The following is an 11,784-nucleotide window of genomic DNA, read 5'->3' as shown; positions in this document are numbered from 1 at the left end:
TCAATGGCCTCCCGTACGTCGGTTGCGCCGCGAAGACAAGCGGTCGATAAACAGATTGACGCCGATGGTCAGGGTGCCGATGGCCAGGGCTGGAATCACGATGGCCGGCGCGCCCTGGTTGAGGCCGCCGATGTTTTCCCGCACCAGCGAACCCAGGTCGGCATCCGGCGGTTGCACGCCCAGGCCGAGGAAGCTCATGCCGCTGAGCAGCAGGACGATGAAGCCAAAACGCAGGCCCAGGTCGGTCAGCACCGGGTTGAGCATGTTCGGCAGAATTTCCACGCAGGCGATGTACAGCCGGCGTTCGCCACGGGTGCGGGCCACTTGCACGTATTCCAGGGCCTCGATGTTCACCGCCATGCTGCGGGCGATACGAAACGCCCCCGGCATGAAGCTGAGCACCGCCGTGCAGACCAGCAGGGTCACTGACGAGCCGAACGCCGAGACCATGATCAGCGCGAGCATCTTGCTCGGGATCGAAATGAAGGCATCCATCAGGCGGCTGATCAGCTCATCCAGCCACTTCGGCGAAACCACCGACAGCAACGCGCAACTGGTGCCCAGCCCACTGGCCAGCACCGCCGCCACCAACGCCAGGCCAACGGTAAACTGCGCGCCCACCAGAATGCGGCTGAGCATGTCGCGGCCCAGGTAATCGGTGCCCAGCGGATAAGCGGCACTGAGGTTGTCGAAGACATTGTCGGAGACCACTTCCCCCACCGGGTGCGGCGCCAGCCATGGCCCTAAGATAGCCACCAGCAACCAGATCACACACATCGCGGCGCCGATCAGGCCGAGCCAGGGGGTTTTGCGCGACACCTTGCCCAAGGCCAGTTCGGGCGCCGCAGGCGGGGATTTCACAATGAGATTGTTCATTGGTTTCTCAGCCTCGGATTGGACAGGATCGCGCACAGGTCAGCCACCAGCACCAACACCAGGTACGCCGTACAAAACAGCATGGTGCAGGCCTGGACCAACGCCATGTCGCGGTTGGTCACGGCATCGACCATCAAGCTGGCGATGCCGGGATAATTGAAAATCGTCTCGACGATCACCACCCCACCCAGCAGGTAGGACAGGCTCAGGGCGATGGCATTGGCGATCGGCCCGATGGCATTGGGCAAGGCATGGCGCAGCACCACCCGCACCGGGCTCACGCCTTTGAGGCGGGCCATTTCCACGTAGGGGCTGTCGAGTTGATCGATCACCGCCGCCCGGGTCATGCGCGCCATTTGCGCGACGATGACGCAGCACAGGGTCATCACCGGCAAGGCATAGGTGCGCATGAATTGCAGCGGCGAAGTGATCTCGCTGGAATAGGACAGCGCCGAAAGCCAGCCCAGGTTCACCGCGAAAATCAGCACGGCAAGGGTGGCGACCAGGAACTCCGGCACCGCCACCATCGTCAGGGTGAAGAAGCTCAGGAAGCCGTCGATACGCCCTCCTCGCCCCATCGCCGAGCCGATGCCCAGGATCAACGCTACCGGCACCGACACCAGCGCCGTGGCCGCCGCCAGCATCAGCGTGTTGGGCACCCGGCCAGCCATCAACTCGCTGACCGGCGTGGCGTTGGAGATCGACACGCCCATGTCGCCGCTGAGCAGGCTCATCAACCAGTGCAGGTAGCGCAACACACCCGGTTGGTCCAGGCCCATCTTCACCCGCAGCGCCGCCACTTGCTCAGGCGTGGCGAACTGTCCAAGGGACTGTTGCGCCGCGTCTCCCGGCAACACCGCCGTAATGGCGAACACCACCATCGATACGATCAACAGGGTCACGACCGCAGCGCCCAGGCGCCGGCCGATCAACCAAAGTGTGTTGCTATTCATCGCCCTACCCCTTGTGCCATGTCACGCCGCAAGACAACACGCATCAAGCGTCAAGCCAGACTTGCTCAGCGAACATATAGCCCATGAAACCGCCCAGCGGGTTGGTGCCATAACCCTTGACGCGTTGGTCGACGCCATCGATGTTGCTGATGAACACCGGGATGCCGATGCCGCTGTGGTCATGCACCAGGGTCTGCATGTCGGCATACATCTGCCCGCGCTTGGCCTCATCGGTTTCACCGCGAGCCTGGATCAGCAACTGGTCGAACTGCGGGTTTTTCCAGCCGGATTCGTTCCACGGTGCCGTGGACTGGAAGAACTGCGAGAACAACATGTCGGCGTTAGGCCGCGGGTTGATGTTGCCGAAGCTCAGCGGGTGCTTGGCCCAGTGGTTGGACCAATAGCCGTCGCTCGGCAGCCGATTGACGTTGAGCTTGAGCCCGGCCTCCTTGGCCGATTGCTGCAGCAGCACGGCAACGTCGACCGAACCGGTGGCGGCCGGCGAGCACATCACCGGCATGCTGATGTTTTCCATGCCGGCCTTCTTCAGCAGGAAACGGGCCTTCTCCGGATCGTAGGTCCGTTGCGGCAGGTCGGCGTTGTAGAAACGAGAGCCGGGCGCAATCGGATGGTCGTTACCGACCCTGGCGAACCCACGGAAGATCGCCGACTTGACCTGTTCGCGGTCCAGCAGCAGTTTCATCGCCTCGGTAAACTCCGGGCTCTGGCCGGGCATCTGGTCTTGGCGAATGATCAGGTCGGTGTAGTTACCCGACGGCGAATCCACCACGCGATGGGTGGTGCTGTCCTTGATGCGCGTGGTCGAGCGCGGGTTGACCTCATTGATGATCTGCACGTCGCCCGACAGCAACGCGTTGACCCGTGACGGTTCGTCACCGATGCCGATGAATTCGATTTCGTCGAGGTACGGCAGGCCAGGCTTCCAGTAGTTGGTGTTGCGCGCACCGATGGAACGCACCCCAGGCTTGAATTCCTTGACCTTGAACGGGCCGGTGCCGATGCCCTGGTTGAAGTCGCTGGTGCCCTCGGGGACGATCAACAGGTGGGATACGGCAAGGATCGACGGCAGCTCGGCATTCGGGCCGCTCAGGCGTATCTGCACTTCATGGGTGCCGGTAGCCTTGACCTCGGCAAACTGCTCGGCCAGCGGCAAGACCTTGGAACCGGTGATCGGGTCCTTGTGACGCATCAGGGAAAACACCACGTCGGCGGCGGTGAGGCCCTTGCCGTTGTGGAAGGTCACTTCCTTGCGCAGGGTAATCACCCAGAGCGTGGCGTCGGTGGTGTCCATGCGTTCGGCCAGTTCCAGTTGCGGCACCATGTGGCTGTCGAAACGCGTCAGGCCGTTGTAGAACATGTAATGACGCACGTAGTCCGTGGACGATGAGCCTTTGGCCGGGTCCAGGGTATCGGCGGTGGAACTGGAGATACCGGCGACCCGGATACGCCCGCCGGGCTTGCCTTTGCCGGGGCTTGCCTGCTCATCGGCAAGCAGCTTGCCGGCGGCACCGAACAGACTGCCGGCACCCGCCGCGGCTACACCGGCCAGCCCGAGCATCTGCAATGCATGGCGGCGCGACATACCGCGGTTGAGCCCTTCGAAAACACGCAGACTTTCTGTACCGGTGATCAACTGGTCTTTGATGCCGTTTTTATTGTCACTCATGTCAGTTCTACCTTTCGGAAAATGATAGGGCTCGATTACGTGCGTTAACGCAACGTGGTTGAAACGCCAAACAACGCGGTGAAACTCAGTGCAGGTAGTCCTGCAAGCGGTAATACGCGCCGACCAGCGGCAAAAACCAAGGTTTGCCGAAGTGTCCGGGAATGGCCGGCCAATCCAGTTCGCGCCAAGGGTTGGCCTCGACCTTGCCGGCCATGACCTCGGCCATCACCTGCCCCATGTGCACCGACATCTGCACACCGTGGCCGCTGTAGCCCATGGAGTGATAAACCCCGCCATGCTGGCCGGCCCGGGGCAGGCGATCGGAGGTCATGTCCACCAGGCCGCCCCAGCAATAGTCGATCCGGGTGTTCGCCAACTGCGGGAACATCCGCACCATCGCCGCTTGCAGCACCTTGCCGCTCTTGGCGTCGGACACGCTGTCGGACATGGCAAACCGCGCACGACCGCCAAACAGCAAACGGTTGTCCGGGGTCAGGCGAAAGTAGTTACCGATCATGCGGCTGGTGACATAGGAGCGCCGGGCCGGCAGCAGGCTGTCGATCAGCGCCTGGGGCAGGACCTCGGTAGCGACGACGAAGCTGCCCACCGGCACGATTCGCCGCCGATACCAGCCCAGGCCGCCCTGCTGACTGGCGCCGGTCGCCAGCAGGATCTGCGAGGCCTGCAGCGTCCCTTTGCTGGTGTTGACTCGATAACCGCCGGCACTGGTCTTCCAGTCCTGCACCGCCACCCCCTGGAAGATCAACGCACCGTGACGGGCGGCCGCTTCCGCCAGGCCGACGCCGAAACGCCCGACATGCATCTGCACGCCATTGCGCTGCAACAGGCCGCCGTGAAACTGCGCCGAATTGACTTCCTCCCGCGTCTCCCGGGCCGACAGCAGCTCGACCTCGGCGTCGACTTCCTTGCGGATCAACTCACAGGTGCGCGCCAACCCTTCGTAGTGCATCGGCTTGGCGGCCAGCTTGAGCTTGCCGTTGCGCTTGAGGTCGCAAGCAATCTGCTCTTGCTCCACCAGCGTCACGACGCTCTGCACGGCGCTTTCATAGGCTTGGTAATACGCCCGAGCCTTGTCGGCGCCGAGGCTGGCGGTGAGTGCCGCGTAATCCTGGGCCACGCCGGTACTGCAATGCCCGCCATTGCGCCCTGACGCCTCGCCAATCACCCTGCCCGCTTCCAGCACCGCCACGCTGGCCCCCTTCAAGGCCAGGGCCCGCGCCGCCGCCAGGCCGGTGAAGCCGCCACCGACGATGGCGACATCGACCTGCCCGGGCAATCCGCCGAGTTGAGCACCGGTGAACGCCGGTGCGGTGTCGAGCCAATAGGACTCACTGCCCATGTCTAACCCCTTTCGCCTTCAAGCGTGCGTCGAGACTCAGAGCCCGACCAGCGCGGGCAACCCGCCGATGTCCGGGATCTGGTGGTAGCCAAAGGCAGCGTTGGCCGGGTGTTCATGACCGCGGGCGACGAAGGCTTTGTGCTTGATCTTCATGTCGTGGGCCGACATCAGGTCGTAACGGAAGCTCGACGACACATGCAGGACGTCTTCCGGTCCGCAGCCAAGGTTATCGAGCATGAACTCGAAGGCGGCCAGGCGCGGCTTGTAGGCCTGGGCCTGCTGGGCCGTGAAGACTTTATGGAAAGGTGCGCCGAGCTTGTCGACGTTGGACATGATCTGCTCGTCCATCGCGTTGGAAAAAATCACCAGGGGGATCTTGTCGGCGATTTTCGACAGGCCCGCCGGTACATCGGCGTGGGGGCCCCAGGTTGGCACGGCGTCGTAATAGAGCTGGCCTTCGCCACGATATTCGACGCCCCAACGCTTGCAGACCCGCATCAGGGAGGTCTTGATGATTTCATCATAGGGCCGCCAGTCACCCATCACCTGGTCCAGGCGATAAGCGGAGAAGTCCTTGACGAACTGGTCCATCTGCCCGGCGTCGACACGGTCGGCGAACAGCTCGCGGGTCATGGTGCCCATCTGGAAATTGGTCAACGTGCCGTAGCAGTCGAAGGTGATGTACTTGGGTCGAAGAAAGCTCATGAGTGCGGTCCTGGATTGTTGTTGAAGGCTCGACGAGGCGAACGATGGCGCCTTTCGTGAGGCATCGGTGCAACGCTGCATCACGTTTTCATTACAACACCATGAGACCGTGGATAAATCGTTAAAAATACCGGCCGCTTGGTACAAACCACCGTTTTGCGGGGCTCGCTCAGCAGACTTTGCGGGATGCTCCAGGCGTGGGCGTCGTGCCCGTGTTTCTGTGGGTTTGGGGGCATTTATGGTGCGCCAAACGGCTCTGCAAAGAGTTGTTTTCGGCAGAATCTACGCTTGGCGCAGCAGCTTCAGCATCCGCGGTGAATGGGCCGGCGTCATCGCGAGCAGGCTCGCTCCCACAGGGGGATGGTGGTGGACACCGGTTCAAGGAACGCCGCAGATCCATTGTGGGAGCGAGCTTGCTCGCGATGGCGGTGGTCGGTAGGAGCAGTGTCCTATTCAGACCTTCAGTTCGGCCTCCAGGAAGCTCACCAACGCCTGCACCCGCGCGCTGCGCAGTTTGCGCGAGGGCACCAGCAGGTTGATTGGGGCGCTGTCGAATTGCCAATCGGCGAGCACCCGTACCAGGCGGCCGTCGGCGATGGCTTTGCTGACGTCCCATTGCGAACGCAGCACCAGCCCCAGGCCCTGTTCGGCCCAGCGTCGGGCCACGCTGCCGTCGTTGCTCAACAAGGCAGGCTTGATCCGCAGGGTCTTGCGCCCGTGCGCATTGCGCAAGTGCCACAGGGTGACATCTTCATCGTTCTCACGAATACAGATGCAGCGATGCTCGGCGAGTTGCTCCGGCGCTAGCGGTGTGCCGTTCTGCTCCAGGTAAGCGGGACTGGCGCACAGCCATCGGTCATTTTGCGTGAGGGGTCGGGCGACCCACTGGCTGTCGCTCAGGTGACCGATGTGAATCACCGCATCGCTGTCATGACGGTCAGGCCAGGGCGTTTCCCGAAGATCCAGATGCAGGCATAGCTGCGGGTGCAACCTGGCAAAACGGGCCAGCAGCGGCGCGAGGCGTTGGCGTCCATAGCCGAACGGTGCCGCCAGCCTGAGAGTGCCGGCCAGTTGATCGTCTTGCTGCCTGAACGATTCGGGAAGCGCCTCCAGCTGTTCCAGCAATAGCGCACTCTGGCGCGAGAAACGCTCGCCGTCAGCGGTCAGGCTCAGCCGCCGGGCGTCGCGATTGGCCAGGGTCAGGCCCAGGAGCGTCTCCAGTTTGCGTAGGCGCATGGACAGCGCCGGCGGCGAAACATTGAGGGCCCTGGCAGCGGCGCTCAACGATTCGCAGCGTGCCAGCGTCACGGCCATGCGCAGGTCTTCGAGGCTGATCATTCAGTTCAACTTAATGATTGATGACAGCGCATTGAACCACGGCTTTACGATGACTGAGTAGAGTCGAGCCTGTCTTTCACCCGCGAGTCTCGTTCATGCCAGTCTCAATTGCTTCCCTCGATACCCCGGTCGCGCTCATCGATGTGCCGCGAATGCAGCGCAATATCCAGCGCATGCAACAACGCATGGACGCCTTGGGCGTGCGTTTGCGCCCGCACATCAAGACCAGCAAATGCCTGCCGGTGGTTCGGGCGCAGCTTGCAGCAGGCGCCAGCGCCATCACCGTGTCGACCCTTAAGGAAGCCGAGCATTGCTTCGCCGAAGGCATCCGCGACATCTTTTATGCCGTGTCCATGGCACCCGGCAAACTGGCCCAGGCCCTGACGCTGCGGCGCAAGGGCTGTCGATTGAGCATCTTGACCGACAGCCTGGCGGCGACGCAGGCCATCGTCGAGTTCGGCAGGCAGCACGACGAACGTTTCGAGGTCTGGATCGAGATCGATTGCGACGGTCATCGGTCCGGCGTGCGCGTTGAAGACGATGCACTTGTCGACATCGCGCGGCGACTCAGCGAAGGCGGCATGCAGCTTTGCGGCGTCATGACCCACGCCGGGTCCAGCTACGAGCTCGATACGCCCCAAGCGCTGCAAGCCTTGGCCGAACAAGAACGCCACCTCTGCGTCAGCGCCGCCCAACGCATCCGCGCAGCCGGGCTGGCCTGCCCCGAGGTCAGCATCGGCTCCACACCCACGGCACTTTCGGCGCAAAGCCTGGAAGGCGTTACTGAAGTGCGCGCCGGCGTCTATGTATTCTTCGACCTGGTGATGCACAACATCGGTGTTTGCCAGGCGGATGAGCTGGCCCTGAGCGTACTGACCACAGTCATCGGTCACCAGCCGGACAAAGGCTGGATCATCACCGATGCCGGCTGGATGGCCATGAGTCGTGATCGGGGTACGCAGCGCCAGCAACGGGATTTCGGGTATGGGCAAGTGTGCAGCGAAGCTGGCGACTGGATCGAAGGCGCCCTGCTCACCAGCGCCAACCAGGAGCACGGCATCGTCACCCTTTCCAGTCCCGCGGACATCGATATCACCGAGCGGTTTCCCATCGGCAGTCGCCTGCGCATCCTGCCCAACCACGCCTGCGCCACCGGTGCGCAATTCCCTGATTACCGCGCCTGCGATGCCTCGGGCGCGGTGCACACCTGGAGTCGTCTGCATGGCTGGTGAAATCGAGTTGATTCACACAACCCAGGCGGCCGCTGCGGGCGGACATTACGCCCAAGCGGTCTTGCACCAGGGCGTCTTGTACGTGTCCGGGCAACTGCCGATACGCACCGATGGCAGCCACAGCGTCGACCAACCGTTCGAAGTGCAAGCCGCCATCGCCCTGGACAACCTGATGGCGATTCTCGGCGCAGCAGGCCGCAGCCCCAGCGACCTGCTGAAAGTGACGGTCTATGTCGCCGGCATCGAACACTGGCCGGCTTTCGACCGGATCTACGCCCGCTATCTCGGCGAACACCGGCCTGCGCGCGCGGTGGTGCCCGTCCCCGCCTTGCACCATGGGTACCTGATCGAAATCGAAGCGCTGGCAGGGAGTGAGAGAACATCATGAAGCCAGAAAAAAGCGATGTACTGATTATCGGCGGCGGCATCATGGGGTCGGCGTCGGCGTTTTTCCTGCGCCAGCGTGGGCACTCGGTGACCCTGCTGGAACGCGACCTGATCGGCCAATACGCCAGTGGCGTGAATTTCGGCAACGTGCGACGCCAAGGGCGATTCCTCGGCCAGCTGGAACTGTCGAATCGCTCGTACGGGTTGTGGAAACGGCTCCCCGAGTTGATTGGCGATGACCTGGAGTTCATCCCCAGCGGCCATATGCGCGTCTGTTATCGCGAGGACGAAATCGCCGAGCTTGAAGCCTACGCCGCCGCCCCCGAAGCCCGCGAACTGGACTTGCAGATCATCACCGGCAAGGCCTTGCACGCACGTTTCCCGTTCCTCGGCGCGCAGGTCAAGGGCGGCTCGTACGCCCCTCACGACGGCCACGCCAACCCGCGCCTGGCCGCCCCGGCATTTGCCCGCGCGGCGACACGGGCCGGGGCCAGCATCCGCGAGCGAACAGAAGTCGCCACGGTGCAAAAGGTGAATGACCAATTCCACGTGACCACCACCGACGGCCAGCTATTCATCGCCGAGCAACTGCTGATCACGGCGGGCGCGTGGGGGGCGAAGCTGTCCGAACAATTCGGCGAAGCGGTGCCGTTGGAAGCCAATGGCCCACAGATGTCGGTCACCGAGCCGGTGCCCTATGCCTTGCCGACCGTGATCGGCGTGTTCACCAAGATAAAGGAGGAGGTGATTTATTTCCGGCAGATCCCCCGAGGCAACCTCATCATCGGCGGCGGTAACCGCTGCAAACCGGACATGATCAACCGTCGCGCCTACTTCAAGCCCGAGAGCCTGCTCAACCAGATGCATCAGATGAGCCGCCTGCTGCCCGGGGTGGCGAACCTCAACATTATCCGGGTGTGGAGCGGCATCGAAAGCTATACGCCAGACTCGCTGCCGATCATGGGGCCAAGCGGCAAGGTCAAGGGGTTGTTCTATGCCTTTGGGTTCTGCGGGCATGGCTTCCAGCTCGGCCCCGGCGTCGGCGACGTCATGGCCGAGCTGATCAGCACCGGCAGCACCCGCACCCTGATCAGCCCCTTTGATATTCGCCGGTTCACCGAACCGACCGCCCTGACAATGCCTCAGATGAGCACGCCTGGCACCGGCAGACTCATATGACACAAGCGACTGGGCGCCCTTTTTGCCCCGGACGGACGCTGCCACTTTTTTTGCCAAGTTAGCCCGGCAGATACAGCAGATTCTTCTTTGCCAGGCTTGAGAACGGCATATCCCATCCGGGCCGCTTTGTTAGTTTATCGAGAAGAAAACGGCCTCAGGATCTGTCGCCGGCAGTGCTATCACCGCTCTATGGGAGCCCGTTGGATGACCACCCCCTTTTTGAACACCCCGCCTACGTCCCAGCAGTTCTATATCAATGGTGACTGGCAGTCTCCGGCATACCCGGCCACGCTGCCCGTGGTCAATCCCGCTACCGAGCAAGTCATTGCCGAGGTCGCCCGAGGGTCCGGCGAAGACGTTGACCGCGCCGTAGCGGCGGCTCGCGCAGCATTTCCCGACTGGTCCGCCACTTCGGTGCAAGCGCGCGTGGCGATCCTGGGAAAGATCCATGCGCTGATCCTTGAACGCAAAGAAGAACTGGCCCAGGTGCTCTCGCTGGAAATGGGCGCGGCCATCGGCTTCGCACGGGCCATGCAAGTGCCGCTGGCCGCCGAACACGTTCGGGTGGCCCGCGATGTGCTGTCCACTTACAACTTCCAGAAGATTGAGCATGGCACGGCCATTCAACGCGAACCCATCGGCGTCTGCGGCCTCATTACGCCGTGGAACTGGCCGCTGTATCAAATCACCGCCAAAGTCGCCCCGGCGATTGCCGCCGGTTGCACGGTGGTGTTGAAACCCAGCGAACTGTCGCCCCTGAGTGCCCTTCTCTTCGCACAATTGGTGCATGACGCTGGCCTGCCTGCCGGCGTCTTCAACCTGGTGAACGGTAGCGGTGCCGAGGTCGGCGCGGCCATGGCGGCGCATCCCGACATCGACCTGATCTCAATCACCGGCTCGAACCGCGCCGGCGCACTGGTGGCCCAGGCCGCCGCCCCTACAGTCAAGCGCGTTACCCAAGAGTTGGGCGGCAAGTCACCGAACGTGCTGTTGCCCGACGCCGACTTCGCCAAGGCCGTGCCGCCGGGCGTGATGTCGGCATTTCGCAACGTCGGCCAATCGTGCAGCGCACCGACCCGAATGATCGTGCCAAGGAACCGCCTGGCGGAAGTCGAGGCGTTGGCTGCTGCCACCGCCAACGCGATCATCGTGGGCGATCCACAATTGGAAGCAACCGTGCTCGGTCCCATCGCCAACGAGGCCCAGTTCAATCGCGTGCAAGCCATGATCGAAGTGGGCATGAATGAAGGTGCCAAGCTTGTCTGCGGCGGCCCAGGACGCCCGGAGGGTCTCGAACAAGGCTTCTACACCCGCCCCACGGTTTTCTCGCAGGTCGACAGCGCCATGCGCATCGCCCAGGAAGAAATCTTCGGCCCGGTGCTGTGCATCATTGCCTATGACACGTTGGATGAAGCCGTCGCCATCGCCAACGACACCGTCTATGGGCTGGGCGCGCATGTCCAGGGCCAGGACCTTGATCTTGCCCGCGCCGTTGCGTCGCGTATTCGCGCAGGGCAAGTGCTGTTGAACTACCCGGCGTGGAACCCGATGGCACCGTTCGGTGGGTACAAGCGTTCGGGCAATGGTCGTGAGTATGGGGTTCACGGGTTCGAGGAGTATTTGGAGATCAAGGCGATTGTCGGCTTCGAATGACCGCCCTACTCCTCGGCCCGCCCTGTCCACTCGCGATCATGCTCGTAGTGTCGGGTGAGCGGAAACGCCGGCAGCCAGGACTCACGGCGCACGGTCCAGCTTTCGTAGGTGGGCATCAGTTGATCGGGGGCGTCCAGCGTCCCAAGGTGCACTTCTATTTCGTCACCCGAGCGGGCGAACAGCGACGAGCCGCAGCGAGGGCAGAAAAAGCGTCCGGCATAATCCCGTGTTTCACCTTCGATCGTCACGGCATCCTGGGGAAAAACGGCGGCAGCGTAGAAGAGCGCGCCGTGATGCTTGCGACAGTCGAGGCAGTGACAGAGGCCAACCCGATACGGACGGCCCGAGGCTTGGATGCGAACGTTGCCGCACAGGCAACCACCGGTGAATCGGTCCATGGTGGGTCTCCTCTAC

Annotated in this window: 11 protein-coding genes; 4 read left to right on the top strand and 7 right to left on the bottom strand. The window is 62.8% G+C overall.

Annotation, left to right across the window (positions count from 1 at the left end):
- The 6 genes from F7R20_RS17545 to F7R20_RS17520 all read right to left on the bottom strand — a co-directional run bounded on the left by F7R20_RS17545 (window position 1) and on the right by F7R20_RS17520 (window position 6,919).
- Window positions 1–876 (bottom strand): ABC transporter permease, encoded by an 876-nt coding sequence (locus F7R20_RS17545; RefSeq protein WP_003203197.1) that lies wholly within the window; start codon window positions 874–876, stop codon window positions 1–3.
- The gene (locus F7R20_RS17540) at window positions 873–1,829 is read right to left on the bottom strand and encodes an ABC transporter permease (RefSeq protein ID WP_003203201.1); all 957 of its coding nucleotides are present in this window, start codon (window positions 1,827–1,829) and stop codon (window positions 873–875) included. The genes F7R20_RS17545 and F7R20_RS17540 overlap by 4 nt, the downstream gene beginning before the upstream one ends.
- 43 nt (window positions 1,830–1,872) lie before the next feature.
- Window positions 1,873–3,516 carry an ABC transporter substrate-binding protein gene (locus F7R20_RS17535; protein ID WP_003203203.1) on the bottom strand — a complete coding sequence of 548 codons (1,644 nt, stop codon included), beginning with the start codon at window positions 3,514–3,516 and terminating at the stop codon, window positions 1,873–1,875.
- Between the two features lie 85 nt (window positions 3,517–3,601).
- Window positions 3,602–4,876 carry an NAD(P)/FAD-dependent oxidoreductase gene (locus F7R20_RS17530; RefSeq protein WP_003203204.1) on the bottom strand — a complete coding sequence of 425 codons (1,275 nt, stop codon included), beginning with the start codon at window positions 4,874–4,876 and terminating at the stop codon, window positions 3,602–3,604.
- 36 nt (window positions 4,877–4,912) lie between these two features.
- Window positions 4,913–5,581 (bottom strand): haloacid dehalogenase type II, encoded by a 669-nt coding sequence (locus F7R20_RS17525; protein ID WP_003203206.1) that lies wholly within the window; start codon window positions 5,579–5,581, stop codon window positions 4,913–4,915.
- Between the two features lie 453 nt (window positions 5,582–6,034).
- Window positions 6,035–6,919, bottom strand: a complete 885-nt coding sequence (locus F7R20_RS17520; RefSeq protein WP_003203208.1) for a LysR family transcriptional regulator — start codon at window positions 6,917–6,919, stop codon at window positions 6,035–6,037.
- A gap of 95 nt (window positions 6,920–7,014) precedes the next feature.
- Between F7R20_RS17520 and F7R20_RS17515 the strand changes: the two genes are divergently transcribed.
- The 4 genes from F7R20_RS17515 to F7R20_RS17500 all read left to right on the top strand — a co-directional run bounded on the left by F7R20_RS17515 (window position 7,015) and on the right by F7R20_RS17500 (window position 11,370).
- Complete coding sequence (locus tag F7R20_RS17515) at window positions 7,015–8,151, top strand: DSD1 family PLP-dependent enzyme (protein ID WP_003203210.1); 1,137 nt, start codon at window positions 7,015–7,017, stop codon at window positions 8,149–8,151.
- Window positions 8,141–8,539: a RidA family protein gene (locus F7R20_RS17510; protein ID WP_003203211.1), complete on the top strand. Its 399-nt coding sequence runs from the start codon at window positions 8,141–8,143 to the stop codon at window positions 8,537–8,539. Before F7R20_RS17515 ends, F7R20_RS17510 begins: the two co-directional genes overlap by 11 nt.
- Window positions 8,536–9,717: an NAD(P)/FAD-dependent oxidoreductase gene (locus F7R20_RS17505; protein ID WP_003203213.1), complete on the top strand. Its 1,182-nt coding sequence runs from the start codon at window positions 8,536–8,538 to the stop codon at window positions 9,715–9,717. Before F7R20_RS17510 ends, F7R20_RS17505 begins: the two co-directional genes overlap by 4 nt.
- A gap of 204 nt (window positions 9,718–9,921) precedes the next feature.
- On the top strand, window positions 9,922–11,370 hold the full coding sequence (locus tag F7R20_RS17500) for an aldehyde dehydrogenase family protein (protein WP_003203215.1): 1,449 nt from the start codon (window positions 9,922–9,924) through the stop codon (window positions 11,368–11,370).
- 5 nt (window positions 11,371–11,375) lie between these two features.
- Here the strand turns inward: F7R20_RS17500 and F7R20_RS17495 are convergent, their stop codons facing one another.
- Window positions 11,376–11,768, bottom strand: a complete 393-nt coding sequence (locus tag F7R20_RS17495) for a GFA family protein (RefSeq protein ID WP_003203217.1) — start codon at window positions 11,766–11,768, stop codon at window positions 11,376–11,378.
- Between the last annotated feature and the right edge of the window lie 16 nt (window positions 11,769–11,784).

This window comes from Pseudomonas brassicacearum subsp. brassicacearum (assembly GCF_008801605.1).
Classification (GTDB): Bacteria; Pseudomonadota; Gammaproteobacteria; order Pseudomonadales; family Pseudomonadaceae; genus Aquipseudomonas; species Aquipseudomonas brassicacearum.
This window is presented reverse-complemented; position numbering and strand designations above follow the sequence as displayed.

Coding starts and splice junctions, on each gene's coding strand:
- F7R20_RS17520 (WP_003203208.1), bottom strand. CDS start 6,919: ATGATCAGCCTCGAAGACCTGCGCATGGCCGTGACGCTGGCACGCTGC.
- F7R20_RS17515 (WP_003203210.1), top strand. CDS start 7,015: ATGCCAGTCTCAATTGCTTCCCTCGATACCCCGGTCGCGCTCATCGAT.
- F7R20_RS17540 (WP_003203201.1), bottom strand. CDS start 1,829: ATGAATAGCAACACACTTTGGTTGATCGGCCGGCGCCTGGGCGCTGCG.
- F7R20_RS17495 (WP_003203217.1), bottom strand. CDS start 11,768: ATGGACCGATTCACCGGTGGTTGCCTGTGCGGCAACGTTCGCATCCAA.
- F7R20_RS17535 (WP_003203203.1), bottom strand. CDS start 3,516: ATGAGTGACAATAAAAACGGCATCAAAGACCAGTTGATCACCGGTACA.
- F7R20_RS17510 (WP_003203211.1), top strand. CDS start 8,141: ATGGCTGGTGAAATCGAGTTGATTCACACAACCCAGGCGGCCGCTGCG.
- F7R20_RS17525 (WP_003203206.1), bottom strand. CDS start 5,581: ATGAGCTTTCTTCGACCCAAGTACATCACCTTCGACTGCTACGGCACG.
- F7R20_RS17505 (WP_003203213.1), top strand. CDS start 8,536: ATGAAGCCAGAAAAAAGCGATGTACTGATTATCGGCGGCGGCATCATG.
- F7R20_RS17545 (WP_003203197.1), bottom strand. CDS start 876: ATGAACAATCTCATTGTGAAATCCCCGCCTGCGGCGCCCGAACTGGCC.
- F7R20_RS17530 (WP_003203204.1), bottom strand. CDS start 4,876: ATGGGCAGTGAGTCCTATTGGCTCGACACCGCACCGGCGTTCACCGGT.
- F7R20_RS17500 (WP_003203215.1), top strand. CDS start 9,922: ATGACCACCCCCTTTTTGAACACCCCGCCTACGTCCCAGCAGTTCTAT.